This is a genomic window from Mesorhizobium sp. WSM4850 (genome assembly GCF_055811735.1).
The window spans coordinates 152,636-175,310 of record NZ_JBVVPV010000004.1; the positions used below are offsets into that span (position 1 = coordinate 152,636).

The following is a 22,675-nucleotide window of genomic DNA, read 5'->3' on the forward strand; positions in this document are numbered from 1 at the left end:
CTCTTCGATATGCGATTGCCACAGCGGGCGGAACGATGGGGTCGTCGGCTGGAGGGTGAAGTGTTTCTCCGCGGGCTGGCATTGATACATCCAACAAGTTCTGTTTCCGGGAAAGAGAACATGCTAAAAGAATATCGCGCCGCGAGGGGGCTGTGATGCGTTATCTCCTCACATTCGCGATACTGAGCCTCTTCCTGCCAATCAGGCTCGGGACGGGTCTTGTATTGCTGCGTCCGTTCGAGGTGATCGTATTGCTGGCGCTCATCATTGGCCTGGCGACGGGGCGTTGGCGAAATTTGGCTTTTTCAGTCGGTTTTCTGCTGCTCCTGCCCTTCTTCGGCTGGCACTTGGTCTCGGCCTTCAGCGTAGACGCGAAGAACGGCCTGCGCGAGCTGTTGCAGATGTCCACTGTGGGCGCCTTTGCGTTCGCCATCGCACAGGAGGCTAGATGGCTCGAGACGCAGAAGGCCGTCAACATCTTGCTTTTCGGCATGGTGCTGATTCTCGCCTATACGATCACCTGGCATGTGGCTCATGGCTACTCGGTCGGCTGGAAGCACTTGGCCGACCCAAGGCTCGTATTCACCTTCCTTCCAATTGCGCTCGCGGGACTCCTCCTCTTCGCCAAACGGGGCAAGCGGAGCGCCCTTTGGTTTGCATGGGCAGGGATACTTCCCCTGCTCCTGCTATCCGGGGAACGCAAGGCGTTTTTGATCTATCTCTTTCTGACCGCTGCGCTTCTGATGCGCGGACGGCTCGCTGCAATGGTACCAGCGATCGCCGCCGGCTTCGTGGGTCTTTTCATGTTATCGATCATGGTAGACAACGCCTATGTCGAAAAGCAATTGCAGACCATCGTCAATCCGCTGAGCATGGGGCAACACGAATATTTGGCCGCGACGGGGAAATATGCCCCTGGTGACACGCCGAGCAATGTCCAGCGCGCGTTTGCCTTCACTCTGTCCAGACAGCTTATCTCCGAACATCCATTGATGGGCGTGGGCACGAACAAATTCAAGAATATTATCGATACGGAGTTCAGCAATCTTCCTGGCGAGTTGCGGCTGGGGATACATGGCGAGTTTCAACGCATCCTCACCGAGAACGGCATCATTGGGCTCAGCCTCTATATTCTCATATGGATTGCTGCATGGTTTCGCTTAAGCCGTACTCTAAGCTGGGCACTTTTCCACGGGTTGATCGGAGCGGCCCAGGCACGGCTTCTGCCCCTCGTGCTTCTTGTACCCTGCGCCTTTTACGTTGGAACAGAAGCCTCCGGCACACGAGCTTTCGTCACGCTGAGTCTTGTCTCGCTCCTGCCTGAATTGACGCGGCACGGGCTTTGTCTATCATTGCGCAGGACGCGGAGGAGCCATCCCGGGAGCATGAGACATCCCCGATTCCTCGGGAGCCCCTTGCCAGGAAACACGAGATGAGTGTTTCAGTTATCATGACATGCCACAATGAAGAACGCTTCATCGTGCAGGCAGTGGAAAGCGTGATTAATCAGACCGCGTCGAGCCACATCAAAGAGATCATCATTGTCAATGATGGCTCGATGGACGGCTCGTCGGAAGTGATTGCATCGCTGGGTCGCAGGGAGCCGCGCGTACATGTCCTGACGACGGCGGGTATCGGGCTTTCATCGGCGAGGAATCTTGCCATCAGACATGCTGCCGGCGATCTTATTGCAATTCTCGACGGCGATGACTTCTGGGCAGAGGACAAGCTTGAGCGTCAATTAGCCGTCTTGGGCAATGGCTGCAAGGCAGGTCTTGTCTATGGCGATTTTGTCGATTTTTCCGCTCCGGATCTGTCCGATGCTCTACACGTCGCCGTGCGCCGCTATCGCGCGGACCAACGCGATACGCTGCCGACATATTTTCTGCTTGATGGGCCGATTGTTCCTTCCAGTATGGTTATGCGGCGGGAGATGGTCGAAGATATCGGGGTATTCAACGAGGCGTTCAGGGCTGGAGAGGATACAGAGTTTTGTATGCGCGCAGCCGAGCGTTGGACATTTCAACATGTGGCCGGAGCACTCGTCTATAAACGGCGCCATGGCTCGAACATAACCCGCAGACTCGACGCGCTTCTGCCGGTAGGCGAAGGCCTCACGCGAGAATGGGTCATGCGGCGGCCGGAGCTTACGCACCTCGCGCGTCGGCGCAACGCGCGTCTGTACGCAAAGGCGGGCAATGATTGCGTGGCTCAAGGCGAAATGAAACGTGGAGCGCGCTTGCTCATTCGCGCGATGTGGCACGATCCATTGTCATGGCGGGTGTACGTTTACTTTTTTCTTTGCGCCCTGCCGAGGGGCATGGATCCGCAGGTGCGCCGTGCAGCCAAGCTATTGTTCTACCGCGCCTTGCGCAAAGACTTTGCTGACGGCTCTTAATGATGCTGGCGGAATGGCGAGAGTTCGAGCATCTCATGCGGCAGCCCTGGAATCTTTCCATAGCGATTATTCTGTACCGCGACACAGGACCATAACGGAGGCGAAATCAGAGCTCTCCGCGGTCGCCAAGTCGCTCTTAATGCGGGTAAGAACTTGAAAGGTGTCCAGACCCCACCACTGAGCCCTCACCACAAGCGCAGGAGAATTCCACACAAGATCGGGCCGTTAGTTGCGACAGTAAATACGAGGGCAAGAGAATCGGAGCGCTTCACTATCACATGCGAATTCTTTACTTCATCAACGGATTCGATCCCGGTGGCGCCGAGCATGGGCTGCTGACCTTGCTGCAAGCAGGATTTTTCAGCGGCCACGAGCTGAAGATTCTAGCCTGTTGCCGTGGTCGCGGGGCTCTTGCCGATGAAATCGCCGCAAATATCGGAGAGCACAATCTTATCCTGACGTCGCAGAGCGAAGTGCCTTCCTTGCGCATCTTCGTGAGCACGTTCTTTGTAATGTTGCGCCTCATCCGGGAGTGGCGGCCGGATATGGTTGTGTTGTCGCTCAAGCAGGCCAATCTCCTGGGACGGCTAGTTGCGATGTTCGCTCCTCGGCTTCGCTGCGTTTCATTCGAGCACATCGCCCGTTACCGCTCCCGGCGTGCCGAAGGCGTTTATGGCCCTGTGCTCAAGGCGCTGTCCTGGCGTGTCGACGAAATCTGGGCTGATTGCGAAAATACGCTGCAGGAGACGCAAGCATACTTCCTGCCCCGCAGGCGCCGGTCGCATGTGGTGCCTCTGTTTCGTGCCGATGAGGCTTCCTCCCACAAGCGCGACTACGCGCTTCACACACCCTTGCGCCTTGCTGCAGCCGGACGCCTTATGGCGCGAAAGAATTTTGACCGCCTGATTGAGGCCATCCGAATGCTCCAAGACCGCGGCGTTTCGGTAAGCCTCGATCTTTACGGCGACGGGCCGGAACGGCAGGCGCTTTCGCGCAAGGCGGATGAGCTCGGCATTCGAGATCGCGTGCATTTCCATGGATATGTCGCACGCTGGTTCGAGCGGGCCTGTGATCGTGACATGTTCATCAATCTGTCCGATACGGAAGGGTTCTGCATCGTCGTCGCGGAGGCGATGCTTGTCGGGCTTCCGGTGATCGCGACCGACGTCGGCGGTATTCGGGATTACGGGAAGCATGGAGAGAATATGCTGAAGCTTACTGTGCCCTCAGCGGAGATGGCGGTGACCCAAGTGTTATTGCTCGCGGGCGATGAAACGCTCCGCAGAGAGATCGGAATACAGGCACGACACGATATGCTGGAGGCCTATTCGCAGGATGCTTTGCGTGTCCGCGCTACGGCGGTGTTGGGTGGCGGAATGTAATGACCGGCAAAGCACTGGCGACCAGGATAGCCGGACCGATCGTGAATTCCGACTGCTCGGCATCCCACCTGTCCGACATGGTTCTCGACCTGGCCCTTCTCCCAGTCCGATGCCAGCGCGCAGCCCACCGGCTGGAGGAAGCGACGATGTATCGCCGGTCCTTGCCGACGAACACCATCCTGCGGCTCGCGCGGATAAGCCCGGACGGAGTTTGTTCGTCAAAGCCTCCTTGGGCTATCTGCTCAAGACAAAAACAATGCCTGCTCCACAACTAGGCCTGGTAATACTGACTATAGCGTTCACTGTAAAATTCGGCGCTGCCGAACTTTTGGTACCGCTTGATTCTTTTCATATCGACCTTGTTGAGCAGAACGCCGATGCATTTATCCGCCAGGATCGGGTTGTTGTCGAGGATTTCGCGCACGAATGTACGAGCGGTCACACCCCATTCAACAACCAGAACAAGGCCGTCGAGGTGCTGGACAAAGGACCTCACGTCCGCGACTGGAGCCAACGGGGGCAAATCAACGACGACGTAATTGAACATAGGGCCGACCTTGAGCAGAAAGTCGCCCATTTTCTCGATAGGCTGCATGGTGTTTGCGAGCTTTTGTTGGCTCTGGTTCACGCCGGGCAGGAACCTCAATGGCAATGACTGATGGGCCAGCAAATCTCTCGGATTGAGTTCTCCAGCCAACAAGTTGGCCAGGCCTCGTTCCCAGCCGTTGGCTAACATGGGGGACAAGCCCGGATTGTGGATATCGGCATCGATCAACAACGTCTTACAACGCTGCATAGCAAGAACCATCGCTAAATTAGCAGCGACCAGAGACTTCCCTTCTCCCGGGAGGCAAGAAACGATGCCGAGCGCCTTGGTGCTCTTCCTTGGTAACTCGACGTCAACAGCGACTTTCACAGTTCGCATCGTTTCAGCGAATTCCGAGCGCGGATGTTGCTCTACCCAGTTGAAAGCGCTGTTCCCCACCTCGATGAATGACGGCTCTCCGGCCGCACGATCGTGATTGTTTCGGCGAATTGGCTTCCCGTCCAGCAACGGGATCATTCCGAGCGTCTGAAGTCCTAGTTCATCGCGCACTTGAGCCGTCGTGCGGAAAAAGCGCTCCCGGTACTCCCGAATTCCGCCCACACCGGCGCCAACCATGCCGGCGAGCACGACGCAGAACGCCAACGTAAGACTGCTGTTCGGAGAACTCGGTCTGCTGGGGTTTGGTGCCTCCGAGATAGTCCGCGCCTCCGTCAACGCCATCGAAAGGTTCTGCAGGCTCGCTTGGTACTGCTGCAGGACCTGTTCATATTGCGACTTGAGAGAGGACGCCTCAAGTTCGAGCTGGCGCAAGGTAACCAGCGTTTCCTTGGTAAGCGTATTGTCTTTTCGGAACCTGTGGATTGCGAGCTCGGCATCGACCGATCGCTTCCGCACCGTCTCGACCTCTTCCGCCAGTGCGCCGCGAGCTCGGATAATCGACTCGTCTTTGGCTCCGACTTGGTCAGAGATATAGATTTCTGCATACTTACTGGCTACTTTTTGCGCCATTTCGGCGCTAGGCGACCGAAATTGGACTTCCAGAACGTAAGAATCCCCTACACGAGCTACGGTTATATTCTCAGCCAGAATGCCAAATGCCTGCCATCGAGGATCGGATCCTCGCGCGGCACTCGATTTCACCGGCGCTCCGCTTGCTTCGGAACTGCCGATGAATGGCCACCGAGCGACCGATCCCGTGAGACTGTTGAGCAATGAATATGGCGCTGACAAGAAAGAGCGATCGGTAGCAAGACCGAGGCTGTCAACGACCTTTAGCCCGATGCGGTCGGAACGCAACAATTCGACCTGACTCAGCATCATCGGGTCAACCGGTGCGGAGCTTCCGCTCTCTGTTAACTCCGTCACGACGGATGGCTGGTTCTTGTCGATCAGGATTCTGGCGGTCGACTCGTACAAGGGCACCTCGGCCCAGAGATACGCCAGCCCCAGCACAAGTCCTGCGAGCGCGCATGTAAGGACGAACCTCAGCTGCCGTTGCGCTGCCGCCACGAGTGTTTCGAGATCAATCGTTCCCCACTGAGGATCGCCGAATGGAAAGGCAGAATCCGGGTGCTTTTCAACTTCGCGGAGCATAAGCCTTCAAACCCGTGGAATGAGACTGGCAGCGCATTGGTAGTGACAAATTCCATACCACATTATCTGACTAAATGTCTGCAAATTCAGTATCGACGCCCGCGGAGCACAGGCGCACCGCTCGGGGCGGGCACAGCCCGCTCTTCGCTAAAGGCGAAACTCCTAACCTCGATGCAATAAACGAAACCTCACGCGGACTGCCGCAATTCCGCTGCATGTCGTAAGCTCCAATTGAAGGAAGAAATTGAGTCGTATTGCCAAATGGCAAAACATCTGAGCAAGAGATTCCAGGCTCCGGTTGAGCCTGTCCTGCGAGAAACAGGAATGGCTCGTCGATCACAGACGCGCGATAACGATCACCTCAAGGGTCCTGCGCGCATCTGGCGCCTCGCGGAAAGCCTCTCCGCTGCCCGCATGAGACAGGTTGCAGTCACATTTTGTTTCGTGGTGTGGGGTGTGATCTTGCTGATCGGCCTGCTCTAGCAGCCAGAGCCTATAAAGGCGGAGAGTGGCCCGCCTCACTTTCTAAGTGGCTCGGCAGTTGCTCCCTTTCGGACTCATCGCGCGATGTGTGACTTGGGAGTCTCCGATTCTTTGGAGACCGAGCGCCACACTAGCAGCATGACAGCAACAAAGTACCCGATCTGTATCAAGATCCCACAAATTAACGTTTGGACAAACGTGACCCAAGGGGAGGCGGTGAGCAAATATATACTGATGGCGAATGCCAACAGTACTATGATAAGCCCTCGCAAAAAAAGCAAAAAGGAAATCTCCTTCCCACTCGCAGCCGCTGGCGTGACGCGCTCCTTGGCTATCCAGCCTCAGCGCATTAACCATCATAACATATCGGAACGGGTCAGAGCGATCAATATATTAGCAGGTGCGAATAAAGATGCCCCAACCTATGCCCGGACGCGCTTGCTTCCAGGCGCGACCAACTCCCGTTCGGCGGCCAAGAGAGGTTGCCACACGGACTGGCCCTGCCATGCGATCTGGATTTAGGCAGAGGCTGAGTCGCGTTGTGTGCGTCAAGTTGAGCAAAATGGGACGGCTTCGACGTTGGTGTGTCCGCCGCGCAGCTTCCGTGTTTAGCGAGCGGCGGACATGGCGGCGCCGCCTCAGGCAGGCCAATGCCGCGACGAACGCGACCGCCATCAGCAGGTTGCGCGCGACCGGCTGCTCGCTGGCCGGCGGTGTCGCTTCCGATCGGCGACACGATGGTGACGTCAGCCATAGCGTTTGCGGCTCCACGACTGCGCCAGATTGACGACCAGGAGCATCGCGAACGATAGCAAAACCATGATCGCCGCGATCGCGGTGGCCGCCGGATAGTTGTATTCTTCACAGCCGGATGATGATCAGGGTGGGGCGATTTCGGAACATCGGCTGCCTTGTTGCCGTTGTTCAGAGCGTAAATTCGCCTCAAAAGAATGGCATTGTGAGAAAGGTCTGCGTCGATATCATGCTCAAGCATTGCGGGGTGATCGCGAATGTTGAATAGATCGGTGCGCTGGATGCGGGCAGGCAGCTGCGCTGCGCTCGCATGCGTGTTTTTGTTGTTCGCAAACGCGAATCTGTCGAATGGCCTTGCCCTAGCAGAAGAGTACAGTGTCGGCGAGTACCGTCTGCAGACTGGCGACGTGATCGGCTTCGCTGTCATAGGCTATCCCGAGATGCAAAAGCGAGCTGTGATCGACCAAAGCGGTGTAATTATGTTGCCGGTCCTAGGCCCCCTAAAGGTTCTCGGGAAGACAATAGAGGATGTTCGCAAGGAGGTAATTGAGGTTTTAAAACCAAAATCCCTTCCGCAACGATCCGCCGACGGCACTGAGACTTGGACTGGTTTTTACCAAGATCAGATTATTGTTGATATTGAGGAATACCGACCCGTCTATATTGACGGGGACATTGCCTCTCCCGGGATTCAGCCCTTCAGACCAGGAATGACTGTCCGACAAGCTGTGGCGGCTGGCGGCGGCTACAAACTCGGTCGCGGTGAGCTTGAAAACCCTGAAATGACAGCAGCGGACCTTGGCGGCCGCCTCCACATTCTGCGCATCAAGTACCAGGAAAGCGAACTCAAAGCTGCTCGCATAGAGGCGCAGCTGAGCGGCGCCAGAGCGATTGAGGTTCCGGACGCAGAACGTGACTCGAGCCTCGAGCCTCGTCGCGACGAAGCTTTGCAGCAGGAGGGGAAGCATCTTGAAGCTGTCTATGCGGATCAGGAGAAGGAGCGCGCTTCGATTAAGTTGGCCACAACCAAGGCGGCGGAACGAATGGGCTACCTGAAGGAGCAGCAGAAGGCGGATCAAGCGGGCGCAGCCACAGATGCGGCGGAACTTGATCGCCTCAAGAAGCTCTTCGAAAAAGGTCTGATCCAGATCACGAGCGTCAACGATGCTCAACGCGCAGTGCTCTTGTCAGCGACCCGCGCTTTGCAAACCAACGCTGAGATCGCTCGACTTGAACGCGACCAAGGGGATTTGCAGCGCAGTCTTGATAAGTTTATCGACCAGGGTCGAATTGACCTGTTGGCTGAACTGCAGACTGAACGCGCGGCGATGACGCAAATGCGCGCTGAGATGGATTCATTGACCAAACAAATCGCCTACGTGATGCAGATGCGCAGCGACCTTGTAGGCGAAGGGGACCGAATTACGATCGGTGTAACCCGCTCCACTGACGGACAGGCAGCAACGACCGAGGCGACAGAAGATACTCTGCTTGCTCCGGGAGACACCATCACAATTACGCTGAAGGCCGCACCAGGAGCGGCGGTCGCGAACTAAGTAACTAAGTATTGCATAGAGGCGGCGCGCAGTTGCACGTGTCCTATGGAAATGTGGTCCGGGCCAAGATCGTTCTGGTGGCCGCTCAGGGTCCGGGCAGCGTGCGCCGCCAAAGCCTGGCATCAAGCATCTAGCTTGAACAGCTCCGGCTCGGTAGGTCCGAACAGGGGACGCGCTCACCTCTCCAGATAAATCTTTTCATAAAGAGGCCGAAACTCGGCGTTTCGCATCCGGTTCACTCGAACCTTGATCCAGCGAGGAACCAGCCCCCGGCAGAAGACGTCGACCGTGTGAGGCAGACGTGAAATGGCCGTGCGCGGCTCCAGGACAAAGAGCTTCTTCGACAGGTACCAGGCTGCGGAAAGCCGCCCTTGAACCAAAGCTCTCACGGCAAGCGCATTGATCGTGTCAAGCAGATGGGCATTGAGATCGCTCCCAAATTGCGGATATTTCTCGTGAAACTCGGCTAGGACAATTTCATACGAACGAAACATTTGCATGACATCGCTCGACATGTTGCCGATCGTCCTCCGATAACCCACAAGATGTTGGGGCACGATACGAAACTCGTAATTCTCCGCTATTCTGAGGCACATTAGAAGATCTTCGCAGCCTTGTGCGTTCCTCGCCCTCAGGGAAGGATCAAACTGTCCTGCCCGCTCGAATGCGGAGCGACGTACAAGCATCGAACTTCCGTTACCGACAAAGTTGTTTCTGCACATGCGTTGCAGCACGCGCCCCTCAGCATCGGGCTGTTTGAAGGAAAATATCCGACCGTCCTCGTCGATCTCCGCAAACCAGCAATATGCCAGACCAGCTGACGAGCCTCCTTCCTGCAGGACGCGCAGTTGCAGTGTGATTTTGGATGGAGCCCAAAGATCATCCGCGTCCACGAACGCTAAAAACTCCGCATCGGTGGCAGCGGCGCCGCTGTTGCGTGCGTGCGCAACACCCGCGTTCGGCTGCCTGAAAAGGCGTATACGCCGATCTTGCTCGGCATAGGCGGCCACGATTGACGCGGACCGGTCCGTCGACCCATCATCCACTACGATAATGTCCAGCGCCTGGTGGCTCTGCTGGCAGATGCTGGTCAGCGTCGGGAGAATGGTTCTCTCGGCATTGAACATGGGCACCACGATGCCTATCACAGTGGCATTGTGCTGGCTCATTTGCCTTCGTCTTCTCTCACGACGTGGTAAAATGGCACATCAGGGCCGGTAGTTCCATCAGATTTCACTACTTTAGCTGATGAGGATTCAACCACGACGGCCGAGCGGCAAGGCAGAGGCCCCCGGCGAGTTCCACTCAGCACTCCTGGAGGCGATAAGTAGCGGCCTCCGGACTTTAGCTGGATATTTAAGAACTCCGATTGCGTAGGTGCGTGAGGAACCTCCCGAACCGCTCGTCACGGCATTCCGCTGCCGAAGCCATGCAGCAGTCGCATCGGTGAAACAGGCGTCCACCACTACAACGACAACGCCCCGGTCGAGATCGCCGGCTGCCCACGCATGCACGCGATTCAGCCGTTCATGGTTCAAATCACCGCGAGCCAGGACATACCGTTATGGCTACATGGCACCGGATCTCGGGCCGCCGCCGATATCGACCAGACGCAACGCCAAAATTACCTCCGGTCGCCGTAGGCCACCCGCAACTGGAAACGATGACGGGCGTTGCTGTGACGAACAGGATATAAGCGTATCAGGCAGCAAGCCTGGTTGAAGAAAGCCTGACGGTCATGAAGCCAATGAACGAAGAGCACCTCGCAGTGCTGCGCAGGCACATGGTCGAGATGATTGCAATCCATACCGACCTTGCAAGCGAAGAGCTCGGCAAGGCGGCACTCGATGAACGGGTGATGGCATCGATGCAGCGGGTGCCGCGCCATCTGTTCGTGCCAAGCTCGGTCGCGCCTTATGCCTATCAGGACATGCCATTGCCGATCGGCTTCGACAAAACCGTCTCGCAGCCGTTCATCATCGCACTCATGACCGATCTCCTTGCCCTCCAACCGCACGAGGCGGTGCTCGAGATCGGCACCGGCCTGGGCTACCAGACCGCAATCCTCGCGGAACTCGCCGGGCAGGTTTGGAGCGTCGAAATCATCGAGGAATTCGCAAGCCATGCCGAGGCTCTGCTGCAGGACCTCGGTCTATCCAATGTCAGCATTCGTGTCGGGGACGGCTCTCGCGGCTGGCCCGAGCACGCTCCATTCGACAAGATCCTGGTCAGCGTCGCGGCGGGGCGGGCGCCGCCGGCTTTGCTCGAGCAGCTCAAGCCGGGGGGCCGCCTGGTTATGCCTGTAGGCCCTGAACAAGGGCAGTTGCTGACGGTCATCGACAAGGATTCGGCAGGACAACTGAAGACCCGCAAAATCATCCCGGTTCGGTTCAGCCGGCTCGAAACGGTCTAACGAGGGGTGCGGACAACAGGCACGCAGGGAGCGCTAGGCGCCTCATCCTTATGGGATTTCGCCGTCTCACGGCTGCTTCGCGTCGGCTCGTTTGAGCATCGCAAATGCGCGATTGATCCGTTGCAGCGCTGTCGCGTTGGCCACGAGTGCGTACAGCGCGAACCCGCCCGCCAGAATCCAGGGCGAAGCGGCGCCCATGGCGGTCGCCAATCCGTCGGCGACCAACAGCACGCAAATGAACACCAGGCGTTCCATCCGTTCGAAGAAATCCGGCCATGCCTGGTTTTCTATGGGGATTTCGATCGCAGTCCGCGCCTTGGCGTAGCTGGTGAGGAGTCCGCCGGCGAACGCGATCATGGCGATTGCCCACATATCGGCGACCCAGCCTATTGCCGCAAACACGGCGAATTCCTGATAACGGTCGGCCATGGCGTCGAAATAGCCACCCGCCTTGGTGCTCATATGTCTGCGGCGAGCAACCGCCCCGTCGAGCGCGTCGAAGGTGAACGCAAACGCCAGGCAAAGGCCAAAGGCAAGGCTTGACTGGTGGTACAGATAGGCGGCGCACGACAGGGCGACGAGCACCAGCCCGCCTGACGTAACCTGGTTCGGGGTCATGCCGATCCCGATCAGCGGAGAGGCGGCGTGCTCCCATAGCGGGTCGATACGGCGTTTCATGAGACCGGCGATCATGATGACTTGGCTCCTCCGATGATGTCGCCCCGCGACGTTTAACCGGCAAATTGAGGGTTCGTTCCAGCCGGTCGGCGCCGATCGAGGTGGTCAGCGCAATGTCCGTCTGTGTCCGCTGTCGCAAATCGACTGGCGATCTAAGCGTCGCGGCTGAATGGATTCATGCGAGGCGCTTCAAGTTCTTGTTTTTACGCACGTCGTTGTCGCAAAACCGCTGCGCACCCTCGGGTCAGGCCTGCTTTTGCGCGACATGCATTAGCGGCAGTAACCGGAAAGACTGATACAACGCATATTCGCAATTCACCGGGAAGCCGTCCGAAACGCCATGCGTAGATTTCTGCCCAGGTTTGCTTACCTGCTCGCGACCTCTGCCGGCGCGGGATTATCTCCGGTATGGCCAGGCACCGCCGGCGCAGGCGTCGGAGTGGCTGTTGCCGCGGTCCTGATACCTGCATCGCCTTGGCTGATCGTGCTAGCCTATATGGGCTTATTCGCCGTGGGAGTATGGGCGTCGTCGCATGTCGTCTCCCATACCAGGACGGAGGATCCGCAGATCGTCGTCATTGACGAGACCTTCGGCACCGCCGCAACGCTTTCCATGCTGCCGCTAGACCCGGTCTGGTGGGCAGCAGGTTTCCTTGCTTTCCGGTTTTTCGACGTCGCCAAGCCTTGGCCCATCGGCATCGTGCATGAGAAGGTAAGGGGTGGACTCGGCATCATGCTGGACGACGCGGCTGCGGCTGTCTTCGCCGGTGCGTCGCTGCTTTTGCTGAACGATTTGATTCACCGTTTGCCGTAAGGAGGACAACTCAGTCTTCACCTGCCACCCAGCGCGAAGAAAGACCTCCTTCACTAAAATCTGCCGGAGCAGCGCTAGACCGCAGCGTCGCGTGGCCGCGCCAGGTCGTTCGTTCCCTCCGGGTCCGGCGCTTGGCCATAGCTCATCTTCCTCATCTGCTCGATCACCCGCGCCATCTCCTCGTCGGAAAGGACCGGCGGCTCGCCAAGGCTAAGCGCCTGGACATACATGCGCGACAGGGTTTCGACCTCGTTCGCCAGCCACAACGCCGCTTCCATGGTCTTGCCAAGCGAAATCTGGCCGTGCTGGCCGAGCAGGCAGGCGAGGCGATCCTTGAGCGCAACCAAGGCATTGTCGGACAAGGCCTGCGTGCCAAAGGTTGCGTACTCCGCGCAGCGGATGGTCGTACCGCCCGCCACCCCTGTCATATAATGGAAGCTCGGGATCGTCTTGTGATGGCAGGCCAGCGTCGTGGCGTAGAGCGAGTGGCAATGCAGCACGACGTCGATCTCCTGCCGCTCTTTCAAAATGTCACGGTGGAAGCGCCACTCCGAGGAGGGCCGTCGGCCGACATAGGTGCCGTCAAAGCCCATCTCGACGATGTCTTCGGGCGTCATCGTCTCGTAGGGCAGCGACGAGGGCGTGATCAGGAAACCGTCGCTAGAGCGCACCGACAAATTGCCGGCATTGCCCTGGTTGATGCCGCTTGAGTTCATCCGGCGGCAAGCATCCACCATCTCGCGGCGCAGAGCGCTGTCATCAGTCATCGATCGTTCCTTTTGCTGGTCTTGGCCCGTTGCAGGTTGTTTCGCTTCGCCAGGTCGCGCCACCGCTGTGCATAGGCTGCGAGCGTCTCACGATCGCCGGCAAAGGCAGTCGGCAGGCTGAGCGCGATCGGAGCCGGCGTGTCACGCGTTTCGTGTTCGCCAAGCAGCGCCGCACCCGAGGCGGTGCCATAGGAGTCGAGGTTGTAGACCGTTTCGGCGTTTGGCCGCAGCGCCGCAACCAGTGTGGCGTAGAGCGGGTCTCGCAGGAAGGTGCCATCCAATGCAACCAGCCCGGTTTCGTTCAGCGCATCGATACATTCCACCGTCAACAGCGCAGCGTAGAGCACCGCGAGCGCCTTGCGCTCTGCAGGGGTTTCTGCAGGCAGCCCTTCAAACCGGCCGAGCCCAGCGCTGCCTGGAAACAGGCCGTCATCGTCGCCGAACGACGGCAATGCGAAAGTGCCGCGCTCAATCAGCAAGCTGACCAGCGCAGCGTCGGCTGCAGTTCCTTCTTGCCCCTGCCCTGCCACATGACTGAACTCTCGTCCGCCCATGGTCAAAACGCCGCCGACCGGGCGTCCTGTCACGTCGCTGTTCAGCACCATTCCGCGATTTTCATCGAGTTGGTCGAGAGGTGTCGCCGCGCACATTCCGACAATCCAGGTTCCGGTAGAGATCACGCAGGCGTCGCGCATGCCTGCCGCCTGGTAGCGGTAGAGGTTCAGGCTGCTGTCGTGGCCGCCTGTCAGGACAGACAGCTTTTCCGGTATGCCGCGCCGGCGCGCCAAATCGTGCCGGATTGGCCCCAGCCTCTCCCAGGCCGGATGGAATCGTGGCATGAGGCGCTGCCATCCCTGCCCCGCCACAATGGGCGACCACTGCTTGCGCACATTGTTCCACAGATGGGATTGCGCCGAGAGGACCGTCGTTTCGGCCGATGGCACGCCTGACAGCCGCCAGGCCCAATATTGAGGCAAGCCCAGATACCAACGAGCCTGAGCGACGCGCTCCGGATCAACCTGCTGCATCCAGTACAGCTGACGCGCCTGGTGAGCGGCCTTTAGCATGATCGCGCTGCCGCGATCGAAGAAATCGCCCGAAAGCGGCGCGTAGCCTTCGCGAATTGCAGGCGGCAGATCCTGCTCGTAGTCAATCATCGGCAAGGCACAAGTCTCGTCGGGATCTGCGTTCACCAAGACCCCCGCGGAGCCATGTCCGGTGCCGACCAGCTTTTCCAGCGGATGGTGTCGGCACAAAGTGGCGAGCGAGCCGAACAGCCAGTCGCTAATGCCGTTGAGATCGTGCCGCCGCCAAGGTGGACCGGGCCGCACTTCGTTGCGGACAGAGAGGCTCTCCACGAGCACGCCGTCGAGCGTCATTGCGGAGAGCTTTATGTTGGTCTTGCCGACATCGAAGACGGCGATCCTTGCGCCGTCCGCCTTCTGCCCGTCACCCATCGTCTCAGATCAGACCGTATTGGCGAGCCTTGTTGCGCAGGAACGGCAAGCCATTGCCCATCACTTCGGCCTCGTCCTTCGCAACCGGCCGCCAGACCGAGAGGCCGTAGGAGACTTCCGGCGGCATGTTGATGAAGCTTTCCATGGCCAGTCCGCCCTTGAAGCCGATCGCCGCCAGCGTCGCGTAAATCTCGTCCCAGGGGCAGTTGCCGGTGCCTGGTGTGCCGCGATCACTCTCAGACAAGTGGATGTACTTCAGGTGGTCGCGGGCAGCCAGAATGCCGTTGGCGGCCCCCTTCTCCTCGATGTTCATGTGGTAGGTGTCGAGATGAACAAAAATGTTGTCGGCCCCGACTTTCTCGACCATCCAGACGGCCTGCTCGCCGGTGTTGATCAAATGGTTCTCGTAGCGGTTCACCGCCTCGATTCCGAGCTCGATGCCGCGCTTCTTGGCATGCTTGGCGGCGACGGTCAGCACGTGGGCGATATTGTCGTATTCCTTTTCGGTCGGTGGCAGACCGGTGCGTTCGCCGATACCGCCAAAAATCACGCCGGAAAGCGCCAGCGCGCCCATTTCCGCAGTCTTGTCGATCGCCACTTCGAGATGTTCGATGGCGGCATCCGGCCGCACCGAGGCCCAGGCGCGCTCCGGCAGGCCAAGCGAGCAAACGGCAGGAAGATTGTGCTTTTCGAGCAAGGCGCGTGTGTGCGCGGCATCGACCGCCGGCGCGTTCAGAAGCGCGATCTCGATAAAGTCCATCCCGTATTTGACGGAAGCCGCGATCGCCTTCTCCGCCCCGGCCCGGTCCCAGTTCATCGTCCACATCGAGGTGTGGACCCCAAAACCATGCATCTAACTCACCCTCTGTTTGTGTTCAGGAATTTGAGGCGCCCGGCAAGCCAGCGCAGGATCATCACCGTGATCATCAGGATGCCCCAGACTGCCGTCGCAAGGTGCTGGCTTGCGCCCATCAGATTGAGTCCCGAGGACAGAAGCTGGAGCACGACGAGCGCAACGAAGACCGGGATCACCCGACCGAAGCCGCCGAACGGATTGACCCCGCCAAGGAAGCAGGCAAGCACGGTGATCAGCAGGTAAGACTCGCCGTGGCCGACACGCACCGAATTGAAGCGCGCCAGCATGATGATGCCGGCGACCGCGCACATCGCGCCGGACAATGTGTAGACGAGAACCTGCACCTTGCGCGTATTGATACCGGAATAGCGTGTGGCCTCGATATTGGAGCCTATCATGTAGGTGTTGAAGCCTAGCTTCATGCGCGTCAGCAAGACGTGCCAGATCAGCACGCAAGCGATGAAGATGAGCAACGGCACCGGGATGCCAAAAATCGAACCGTAGCCGATCGGCGCCAGGAAACCGGGAATGCCGGACACGTCGCCGCCGCGCGTCAGGAATTCGCCGAGACCGCGCAGGAAGATCATCATCGACAGCGAGACCAGGATCGGGTGAGCCTTGGTGTAGGCGATGACGAGCCCCATGATCAGCCCGCTCAGTGCGCCGACCGCGATGGCAAGGGCCGAGCCAAGGAGGAAGGCGCCGATGCCCGCTTCGACGCCTCCCTGGCTTTGCAGTACCCAAGCCAGCGTCAGGCCGGCCATGTTGGCCGTGAAGGTGATGGCCAGGTTCAGGCCGCCGGTCAGGATCGGCAGCAGCATGGCGAGTGTGAGGAGGCCGAGTTCCGGCAGCTGGAAGGCAACGGATCCAAAGGTAGCGCGGGAAAGAAAGTTCGGCGCCGCAAAACCGAACACGATCATGACAGCTACGAACGCGGCAAACGGACCTGCAAGTTCGGGGCCGAGCGCGTTGCGGACGCGTTCAATCAAAACCGTCATGAAGGCACCCGTCGGCTTTTCAGGAACGGCAGCAGGCGTTCGATGCTGGTGTTCGACAGGGTGATGGCGGCAAGAATGATGGCGCCGACGATCATCTTGAACGCGAAAGGCGACACGCCCATCAAATTTAGGCCGTTCTGGGTAATCGAGACCAACAGAACGCCCAGAATGCAGCCGAGCACGCTGCCCTTGCCGCCGCCGAGCCGCGCACCGCCAAGGACTACGGCTGCCAGGACGTCGAGTTCGCGCCCATAAAGGGCATTCGGCACAACCTCCTGCGCGTAATGCGCTTGGACGAGACCGGCGATACCCGCCATCAGGCCAAGCCAGCCGAAGGCGATAAATTGCATGGCACCGATATTGATGCCGAAGCGGCGCGCGCCCTCCGGATTGTCGCCAAATGCGTAGAGTTGGCGGCCGGTGGTGGTGCGCGTGATCAACGCCCAGGTAGCGAACACGCATATGGCCATAATGAGCACAGGAAGGGTGATCTCCGCCCAGGTCCCGTCAGCCATCTCTCGCTCGAACAGCACGACGCGGGTGGTGAGCCAGTCCGGCAGGTTGTAGATCGACACGCCGCCCGTGAAAAACATCAGCAAGCCGAAGAAAATGTTGAAAGTCGAAATCGTGGCGACGATCGAGATGATCCTGAACCCGTGGATCAGGAAGGCGTTGATGCAGCCCAACGCCACGCCCAATGCGCCAGCGATGATGAAGCCGACAATCCAATTCCCACCGCCGATCCAGCCGAGGACGGTCGCGGTCAGATATTGCACAACCGAGGCAGCAACCGCGAAGGAGATGTCAATGCCGCCGGCGATCAGCACGACCATCAGGCCAACGGCGAAGATGATGTTGACCGAGCTGGTGTTCAGAAGGTCAAACGCGTTGCCGAGGGTGAAGAACCGGTCCGTCGCGAACGAAAGGAAAACGCAGATGACTGCGATAACGGCGAGCAAAGCCAGTTCCGTTGCGTGGGAGCGGACAAACCTACGCATAGACCGCCTCCTCCATCGCCTGGAGGGTCGTAGCGCCCGGCGTAAATTCGCCGACAATGCGCCCCTGAGCCATGTGCAGCACCCGGTCCGCGTTGAAATAGACTTCAGGCACCTCGTCCGAGATCAGGATAATGGCCAGGCCGCTGTCCGCCAGCTTGGAAACGATGTCGAAAATGCCGGCGCGCGCGCCGACATCGACGCCGACGGTCGGTGCGTCGAGGATAAGCAGCTTCGGGTCGGTCGCCAGCCATTTTGCAATGGCGACACGTTGCTGATTTCCCCCTGACAGGGTCGAGATCGCGTCGTCCTGCTTTCCGATCCTGACCCCGAGGTCCCTTATCCAGCGATTGACCAGAGATCGCTTGCGATCGCTCGAAATGAAACCGCCTGTAAGGATCTTGTCCAGCGAGGCGATGACCACGTTGTCGGCGATTGCCTGGGGCTGAATGAGACCGAGCGACAGCCGGTCTTCCGAAAGATAGGCGACGCCGGCGGCGATCGCGTCACGGTTGGAACCGAAGCGAACGGGTTTGCCATCCAGGGCGACAGAGCCCGATTTCGGCTTGCGCATGCCAAACAATGTCAGCGCCAATTCGGTGCGCCCTGCCCCGAGCAACCCGGTGATGCCGAGCGTCTCGCCGCGCCGGACTGTCAAGGACACGTCGTCGAATTCGCCGGGCCGCGACAGTCCCTTGACCTCAAGCATGACCGGGCTCCTGCTTAAATCCCGATGCAGGACGGAATAGTCGAAGGTCTTGCCCGTCATCAACTCGGTGATGCGCGACTGGGTCAGGCCTTTGGTTGGATAGACGCCAACCAGGGCGCCGTCGCGCAGCACGGTGACACGGGTGGAGATTTCAAGAACCTCCGCCAGGCGATGACTGACGAACACAACGGCGACGCCCGACGCCGACAGATTGCGCACAACGTCCAGCAGATAGTCGGTTTCGGATTGGGTGAGCGACGCCGTCGGCTCGTCCATGAAGACGAGCTTGGCCTCACCGACGAGGGCGCGGGCGATTGCTACGATCTGCCGCTGTGCGATGGGAAAGTGGTGGAGTGCCAGATCGACATCGAAGGTAACACCAAGACGTTGCAAGGCGTTGATCGCGACACGACGCATCTCGGCATAGTTCACCAGCCGCGGCCAGCGGCCGATGACGGTCTGGAACGCGATATTCTCGGCGACAGTCATCTCGGGAAACAGGGCGAGGTCCTGCCAGATGACCTGAATTCCGCTGGCCTGCGCCGTAACCGGCGACATATGGGAGTAGCTCTGGCCATCATAATCGATTTCGGCGCCCGCCTCGGGCTTGTACACGCCTGTAATGATCTTGATCAGCGTGCTCTTGCCGGAGCCGTTCTCGCCGGCAAGACAATGCACCTCGCCCGGCAACACCTCAAAGCTGACATTCTTCAGCGCCTTCACGCCGCCGAACGTCATGTTGACGTTGCGGAGCGACAGCAGCGGCCGTGGTGCGGCGCCATCGAGTGCCTGATCAGCCATCGAGTCGAAACCTGGATCCAATCGCGTTTGCAATCCTGCAGCCGGGCCGGTTCGAGGCCGGGCCCGACTGCCATTAGCCTTGGGAGGCTTTACAGGCCCATCGCCGCGAGATCGTCGACAGTATCCTTGTTGATGGGGACGAGTTGATCGACGATGATGTTACGGTTTTCGAAGTCGGGCTTAACTGTCCCAAGCCCTTCGATCGTATCGCCATCCTTGATCTCTTTGCCCTTCATGAGATGATCGGCCAGCGTGACGAAAACCTCGCCCGCCTGCTTCGGATTCCACATGAAGCCGCCGGAGATCGCGTCGCTTTTGATGAGCTTCCGGCCCTGGCCTGGCGAGAATGGTCCGAGCACGAAAATTTCGCCCACCTTCCGGCGCTCTTCGATTGCGCGGCCAGCGCCGATCGGGCCTTGGCTGCCGAAGGCGAGGAAGCCCTTCAGGCCGGGATTTGCGGAAATCAGATCAAGCGCAGTGCTCCGGCTCTTGTCTACATCCTCGGCGACGCCGTAACGTTCGCCGACGAGTTTCATGTCGGGATTATTCTTCTTCAGATACTCGATTGCCGCATCGGCCCAGGCATTGTGCAGCGGCACCGTCAACGAGCCGACGAACACTGCATACTCACCCTTGCCGCCCATCTTCTCCGCCAGGAGCTTGGCGTGAGCCTCGCCGAAGCCGGTGGCGGACGCGAGTTCGAAATCCCAATCGGCGCCCTTCTGGCCAGGCGATTCATGTGTGATGACGATGATGCCGGCGTCCTTGGCCTTCTGCAGGACCGGTTCAAGCACTTTCGCGTCATTCGGCACGACGCCGATGACCTTGACGCCCTGCGCGATCAGATCCTCGATGGCGCGAACTTGCAGTGCTGGATCAGCGCTGGTCGGGCCGACCATGAATGCGTCGATCCCGAGCTTCTCGCCGCGCTCCTTGATACCCGCCTCCATTGCGTTGAACCACGGAATGCCGCCGATCTTGACGACGACGCCGACCTTGCCGGCCTGCTGTGCCATCGCAGCGAATGATCCGCCAATCATAAGGGTCACGGCAAGCGCCGCGATCAAGAGCTTTTTCATCTGTACTCCTCCATAACGTTCCTAGTGGGAACACACTCGAGCCGTCGAACGACGGCGGCCGTTAGAAACCTCCCCGAAAGAGACGGGGCACTTCCCCATCGATCATCCACCGGTTTTCGCTTGCACAATCGATGGTGCAGAAACTATTGTGCATCGAGAAGCTCTCGTCAAGCGGGATATTGCTCTAAATAGACGCGCCGGAGGCGCCAGATGGATCAGCGGGTCAAGAAGAAGGCGACGATCTATGACCTGTCCGTGCTGTCGGGCAGTTCGCCGTCGACCGTGAGTGCCGTCCTGAACGGCACTTGGCGCAAGCGCCGCATCAAGGAAAGTACGGCGCAAACAATTCTCGGTCTCGCCGAACTCCACCAATACACCACCAATCTGCAAGCGCGAGGCTTGCGACGCTCGCGATCGGGCCTGGTCGGCCTGATGCTGCCCGTCCACGACAATCGCTACTTCTCCTCCATGGCGCAGACGTTTGAGGGGCATGTGCGCAGCCGCGGCCAATGCCCGGTCGTGGTTAGCGCCAGCCGCGACCCCGAAGAGGAACGGCGGACCGCGGAGACGCTGATCTCCTATTCAATCGACCAGCTCTTCATCGTCGGCGCCACCGATCCCGATGGCGTGCACGAGGTCTGCGAACTGGCGGGGCTGAGGCATATCAACATCGACCTGCCGGGAGCGAAGGCGCATTCGGTGATCAGCGACAATTATCAGGGCGCGCGGATGCTGACGGAAGCAATCATCCGCCACTTCGGCAACGACGATCCTCTGCGGCCGGACGAGCTGTTTCTGTTTGGCGGCCGCAACGACCACGCCAGCCGCGAACGCATCGCCGCTTTCCATGCGACCAAGAAGGCGCTGCTGGGCGCCGACCCTGACGATGGTGTGCAGTCCTCCGGCTATTCGCCTGATATAACTTTGCGTGCCTTCGAGGCGTTTTACCAATGCCGTGGCAAGCTGCCGCGCGCGTTGTTCATCAATTCGTCGATCAATATGGAAGGTCTGCTGCGTTTCATGGCCGGCCGGCCGGCGGAAATGTTCAGCGAACTCGTCGTCGGTTGCTACGACTATGACCCCTTCGGCTCCTTCCTGCCCTTCCCCGTAATCATGGTGCGGCAGAATGTTGAGGCGATGATCACGAAGGCATTCGAGCTGATCGATGAACCGCCGACGGCACCGCAGACCTTCTTGATCGCGCCAGAGTTGATCCAGCCCAGGTCTGCATTGAAAGGGCCGCTGGACACGCTGAAGGATATAGCCTGAGGGTGACCCGGCGCTATAGGGCGAAACCGCCTTGAGATTTTCAGTGGTTCATCGTGCCGACTCTCACGAGAGAGTCGCCGTCCTCAGCACGAGCCAACGGGTGGGTGCGTAGGCGCCTGTAAAAAGGTCTACAGCACCGAGCGTTAGAAGCGATAACGGATTCCAAGGGCGTTCGCATTGGAACCCTCTGTCATATCTCCAAACGTACCATCGGCGCCGGATCTATGGTGGAGTTGGTAGACGAGTTCGACGTTGGGAGCCTGCCTCACTCTGAACGAAAGCTCCGCACCAACGAAGCCGAGGAATGATGCATCGCCATCGTGGACGATTTCGCGTTCGCGCTCGATCTCGGTAGGGCCGGTAACGGCACTGAATCCAGCAGTCAGTGCGGGCGCAATCGCCAAATCACCAATGACCAGGCCGTGGTGGCGCAGTCGCGCTCCGGCCCAAAGTTCGCCAGTCGTATCATCGTCCTCGCCAAATCTTATGGCCGCGCCGGCGACGCCACCAAGAACGAAGCCAGCGCCGATATCGACGAAATCGCGACCGTATGCAGCTCCGATTATATAGTTGTCCGTGTAGTCGGCACCCAAAACATTGATCGCGTCCCCGAAGGCCCCGTGCGCAAAGACGCCACCAAAGACATAAACATCATTCTTGGTCGGCAAACCGTCTGCGAAAGCGTCCTGGGTCGCAAAATAGATAAAGGGAGAATTGTCATCGGCAAGTCCAGAACTGACTGAAATGCCCAAGATCACCGCAGCCAGGGCCACTTGCAGTCCACGCATAGACAAGCTCCGAATCAATCCATTTCCATGGTTGGCAATTGCAATGGGGAAAAACAAGGTACGAATTGTTTATCGCCAAAATACTGGATGCGGGTGGCTCGAACCATTCTTCAGGCTTTGCCGGGCGCGCGCAGGTGACCTTCGCCACAGGCCGTAACGGCGCAGTCTTCGGCCGCCAGCCTAACAGTAATGGCATCTGCCTATACCAATTCACGTCCGTTGCTGCGTTCGACTGCCCCGATAATCTGCTGAAGTTCCAAAGAAACCACGATTGAAGACCGTAGATCTCGGAACTTTTTCGCGCCGGCGCGGGTTGTCGATGGAGATGCATCGAACGCA

General features: G+C 58.9%; 20 protein-coding genes and 1 pseudogene. 8 read left to right on the top strand and 13 right to left on the bottom strand.

What is annotated here, in order from left to right:
* Positions 1–155: 155 nt before the first annotated feature.
* From AC0L2Z_RS07745 to AC0L2Z_RS07755, 3 genes are all read left to right on the top strand, one after another.
* Positions 156–1,436: an O-antigen ligase family protein gene (locus AC0L2Z_RS07745; protein ID WP_473627419.1), complete on the top strand. Its 1,281-nt coding sequence runs from the start codon at positions 156–158 to the stop codon at positions 1,434–1,436.
* Positions 1,433–2,398: a glycosyltransferase family 2 protein gene (locus AC0L2Z_RS07750; protein WP_473627420.1), complete on the top strand. Its 966-nt coding sequence runs from the start codon at positions 1,433–1,435 to the stop codon at positions 2,396–2,398. Before AC0L2Z_RS07745 ends, AC0L2Z_RS07750 begins: the two co-directional genes overlap by 4 nt.
* Before the next feature lie 278 nt (positions 2,399–2,676).
* Positions 2,677–3,780 (top strand): glycosyltransferase, encoded by a 1,104-nt coding sequence (locus AC0L2Z_RS07755; RefSeq protein ID WP_287279770.1) that lies wholly within the window; start codon positions 2,677–2,679, stop codon positions 3,778–3,780.
* A 271-nt stretch (positions 3,781–4,051) separates the two neighbouring features.
* Here AC0L2Z_RS07755 and AC0L2Z_RS07760 read toward each other — a convergent pair whose 3' ends face one another.
* From AC0L2Z_RS07760 to AC0L2Z_RS07770, 3 genes and pseudogenes are all read right to left on the bottom strand, one after another.
* Positions 4,052–5,920, bottom strand: coding sequence for a Wzz/FepE/Etk N-terminal domain-containing protein (locus tag AC0L2Z_RS07760; protein WP_473627422.1), 1,869 nt, complete (start codon positions 5,918–5,920; stop codon positions 4,052–4,054).
* Positions 5,921–6,477: 557 nt separating this feature from the next.
* On the bottom strand, positions 6,478–6,684 hold the full coding sequence (locus AC0L2Z_RS07765; protein WP_353818970.1) for an exopolysaccharide production repressor protein: 207 nt from the start codon (positions 6,682–6,684) through the stop codon (positions 6,478–6,480).
* A 465-nt stretch (positions 6,685–7,149) separates the two neighbouring features.
* Positions 7,150–7,291: pseudogene (locus AC0L2Z_RS07770) on the bottom strand (molybdate ABC transporter permease subunit); the annotation flags it as partial.
* Positions 7,292–7,413: 122 nt separating this feature from the next.
* Between AC0L2Z_RS07770 and AC0L2Z_RS07775 the strand changes: the two are divergent.
* Positions 7,414–8,712: a polysaccharide biosynthesis/export family protein gene (locus AC0L2Z_RS07775; protein WP_287279774.1), complete on the top strand. Its 1,299-nt coding sequence runs from the start codon at positions 7,414–7,416 to the stop codon at positions 8,710–8,712.
* A 176-nt stretch (positions 8,713–8,888) separates the two neighbouring features.
* Here the strand turns inward: AC0L2Z_RS07775 and AC0L2Z_RS07780 are convergent, their stop codons facing one another.
* The gene (locus tag AC0L2Z_RS07780; RefSeq protein WP_473627423.1) at positions 8,889–9,881 is read right to left on the bottom strand and encodes a glycosyltransferase family 2 protein; all 993 of its coding nucleotides are present in this window, start codon (positions 9,879–9,881) and stop codon (positions 8,889–8,891) included.
* 569 nt (positions 9,882–10,450) lie between these two features.
* Between AC0L2Z_RS07780 and AC0L2Z_RS07785 the strand changes: the two genes are divergently transcribed.
* Positions 10,451–11,125: a protein-L-isoaspartate(D-aspartate) O-methyltransferase gene (locus AC0L2Z_RS07785; RefSeq protein WP_473627424.1), complete on the top strand. Its 675-nt coding sequence runs from the start codon at positions 10,451–10,453 to the stop codon at positions 11,123–11,125.
* 66 nt (positions 11,126–11,191) lie between these two features.
* On the opposite strand, the gene AC0L2Z_RS07790 is transcribed toward AC0L2Z_RS07785, so the two are convergent.
* Complete coding sequence (locus tag AC0L2Z_RS07790; RefSeq protein ID WP_353682297.1) at positions 11,192–11,818, bottom strand: CDP-alcohol phosphatidyltransferase family protein; 627 nt, start codon at positions 11,816–11,818, stop codon at positions 11,192–11,194.
* A 325-nt stretch (positions 11,819–12,143) separates the two neighbouring features.
* Here AC0L2Z_RS07790 and AC0L2Z_RS07795 point away from each other — a divergent pair, with 325 nt between their 5' ends.
* Positions 12,144–12,617 carry a phosphatidylglycerophosphatase A family protein gene (locus AC0L2Z_RS07795; protein ID WP_287175328.1) on the top strand — a complete coding sequence of 158 codons (474 nt, stop codon included), beginning with the start codon at positions 12,144–12,146 and terminating at the stop codon, positions 12,615–12,617.
* A gap of 74 nt (positions 12,618–12,691) precedes the next feature.
* Here AC0L2Z_RS07795 and AC0L2Z_RS07800 read toward each other — a convergent pair whose 3' ends face one another.
* The 7 genes from AC0L2Z_RS07800 to AC0L2Z_RS07830 form a co-directional block, all read right to left on the bottom strand.
* Positions 12,692–13,384: a class II aldolase/adducin family protein gene (locus tag AC0L2Z_RS07800; protein ID WP_287175330.1), complete on the bottom strand. Its 693-nt coding sequence runs from the start codon at positions 13,382–13,384 to the stop codon at positions 12,692–12,694.
* Positions 13,381–14,841: an FGGY family carbohydrate kinase gene (locus AC0L2Z_RS07805; protein ID WP_473627425.1), complete on the bottom strand. Its 1,461-nt coding sequence runs from the start codon at positions 14,839–14,841 to the stop codon at positions 13,381–13,383. Before AC0L2Z_RS07805 ends, AC0L2Z_RS07800 begins: the two co-directional genes overlap by 4 nt.
* Before the next feature lie 4 nt (positions 14,842–14,845).
* Positions 14,846–15,694, bottom strand: coding sequence for a sugar phosphate isomerase/epimerase family protein (locus AC0L2Z_RS07810; RefSeq protein WP_128172184.1), 849 nt, complete (start codon positions 15,692–15,694; stop codon positions 14,846–14,848).
* A 5-nt stretch (positions 15,695–15,699) separates the two neighbouring features.
* On the bottom strand, positions 15,700–16,695 hold the full coding sequence (locus AC0L2Z_RS07815; protein WP_473627427.1) for an ABC transporter permease: 996 nt from the start codon (positions 16,693–16,695) through the stop codon (positions 15,700–15,702).
* Positions 16,692–17,693: an ABC transporter permease gene (locus AC0L2Z_RS07820; RefSeq protein ID WP_473627428.1), complete on the bottom strand. Its 1,002-nt coding sequence runs from the start codon at positions 17,691–17,693 to the stop codon at positions 16,692–16,694. The genes AC0L2Z_RS07815 and AC0L2Z_RS07820 overlap by 4 nt, the downstream gene beginning before the upstream one ends.
* Complete coding sequence (locus AC0L2Z_RS07825; protein ID WP_473627429.1) at positions 17,686–19,200, bottom strand: sugar ABC transporter ATP-binding protein; 1,515 nt, start codon at positions 19,198–19,200, stop codon at positions 17,686–17,688. The genes AC0L2Z_RS07820 and AC0L2Z_RS07825 overlap by 8 nt, the downstream gene beginning before the upstream one ends.
* A gap of 89 nt (positions 19,201–19,289) precedes the next feature.
* Entirely contained in the window at positions 19,290–20,279 is a 990-nt protein-coding gene (locus tag AC0L2Z_RS07830) for an autoinducer 2 ABC transporter substrate-binding protein (RefSeq protein ID WP_023799541.1), read from the bottom strand.
* A gap of 210 nt (positions 20,280–20,489) precedes the next feature.
* On the opposite strand from AC0L2Z_RS07830, the gene AC0L2Z_RS07835 reads away from it, so the two are divergent.
* Positions 20,490–21,548, top strand: coding sequence for a LacI family DNA-binding transcriptional regulator (locus tag AC0L2Z_RS07835; protein WP_128167811.1), 1,059 nt, complete (start codon positions 20,490–20,492; stop codon positions 21,546–21,548).
* 143 nt (positions 21,549–21,691) lie between these two features.
* On the opposite strand, the gene AC0L2Z_RS07840 is transcribed toward AC0L2Z_RS07835, so the two are convergent.
* Positions 21,692–22,336, bottom strand: a complete 645-nt coding sequence (locus AC0L2Z_RS07840; protein ID WP_473627431.1) for a hypothetical protein — start codon at positions 22,334–22,336, stop codon at positions 21,692–21,694.
* A 65-nt stretch (positions 22,337–22,401) separates the two neighbouring features.
* Between AC0L2Z_RS07840 and AC0L2Z_RS07845 the strand changes: the two genes are divergently transcribed.
* Positions 22,402–22,611, top strand: a complete 210-nt coding sequence (locus tag AC0L2Z_RS07845) for a hypothetical protein (RefSeq protein WP_473627432.1) — start codon at positions 22,402–22,404, stop codon at positions 22,609–22,611.
* Positions 22,612–22,675: the final 64 nt, after the last annotated feature.

Bases quoted from the DNA above. Each gene is read 5' to 3' on its own strand.
- AC0L2Z_RS07745 (WP_473627419.1), top strand. From the start codon at position 156: ATGCGTTATCTCCTCACATTCGCGATACTGAGCCTCTTCCTGCCAATC.
- AC0L2Z_RS07750 (WP_473627420.1), top strand. From the start codon at position 1,433: ATGAGTGTTTCAGTTATCATGACATGCCACAATGAAGAACGCTTCATC.
- AC0L2Z_RS07755 (WP_287279770.1), top strand. From the start codon at position 2,677: ATGCGAATTCTTTACTTCATCAACGGATTCGATCCCGGTGGCGCCGAG.
- AC0L2Z_RS07760 (WP_473627422.1), bottom strand. From the start codon at position 5,920: ATGCTCCGCGAAGTTGAAAAGCACCCGGATTCTGCCTTTCCATTCGGC.
- AC0L2Z_RS07775 (WP_287279774.1), top strand. From the start codon at position 7,414: ATGTTGAATAGATCGGTGCGCTGGATGCGGGCAGGCAGCTGCGCTGCG.
- AC0L2Z_RS07780 (WP_473627423.1), bottom strand. From the start codon at position 9,881: ATGAGCCAGCACAATGCCACTGTGATAGGCATCGTGGTGCCCATGTTC.
- AC0L2Z_RS07785 (WP_473627424.1), top strand. From the start codon at position 10,451: ATGAAGCCAATGAACGAAGAGCACCTCGCAGTGCTGCGCAGGCACATG.
- AC0L2Z_RS07790 (WP_353682297.1), bottom strand. From the start codon at position 11,818: ATGATCGCCGGTCTCATGAAACGCCGTATCGACCCGCTATGGGAGCAC.
- AC0L2Z_RS07795 (WP_287175328.1), top strand. From the start codon at position 12,144: ATGCGTAGATTTCTGCCCAGGTTTGCTTACCTGCTCGCGACCTCTGCC.
- AC0L2Z_RS07800 (WP_287175330.1), bottom strand. From the start codon at position 13,384: ATGACTGATGACAGCGCTCTGCGCCGCGAGATGGTGGATGCTTGCCGC.
- AC0L2Z_RS07805 (WP_473627425.1), bottom strand. From the start codon at position 14,841: ATGGGTGACGGGCAGAAGGCGGACGGCGCAAGGATCGCCGTCTTCGAT.
- AC0L2Z_RS07810 (WP_128172184.1), bottom strand. From the start codon at position 15,694: ATGCATGGTTTTGGGGTCCACACCTCGATGTGGACGATGAACTGGGAC.
- AC0L2Z_RS07815 (WP_473627427.1), bottom strand. From the start codon at position 16,695: ATGACGGTTTTGATTGAACGCGTCCGCAACGCGCTCGGCCCCGAACTT.
- AC0L2Z_RS07820 (WP_473627428.1), bottom strand. From the start codon at position 17,693: ATGCGTAGGTTTGTCCGCTCCCACGCAACGGAACTGGCTTTGCTCGCC.
- AC0L2Z_RS07825 (WP_473627429.1), bottom strand. From the start codon at position 19,200: ATGGCTGATCAGGCACTCGATGGCGCCGCACCACGGCCGCTGCTGTCG.
- AC0L2Z_RS07830 (WP_023799541.1), bottom strand. From the start codon at position 20,279: ATGAAAAAGCTCTTGATCGCGGCGCTTGCCGTGACCCTTATGATTGGC.
- AC0L2Z_RS07835 (WP_128167811.1), top strand. From the start codon at position 20,490: ATGGATCAGCGGGTCAAGAAGAAGGCGACGATCTATGACCTGTCCGTG.
- AC0L2Z_RS07840 (WP_473627431.1), bottom strand. From the start codon at position 22,336: ATGCGTGGACTGCAAGTGGCCCTGGCTGCGGTGATCTTGGGCATTTCA.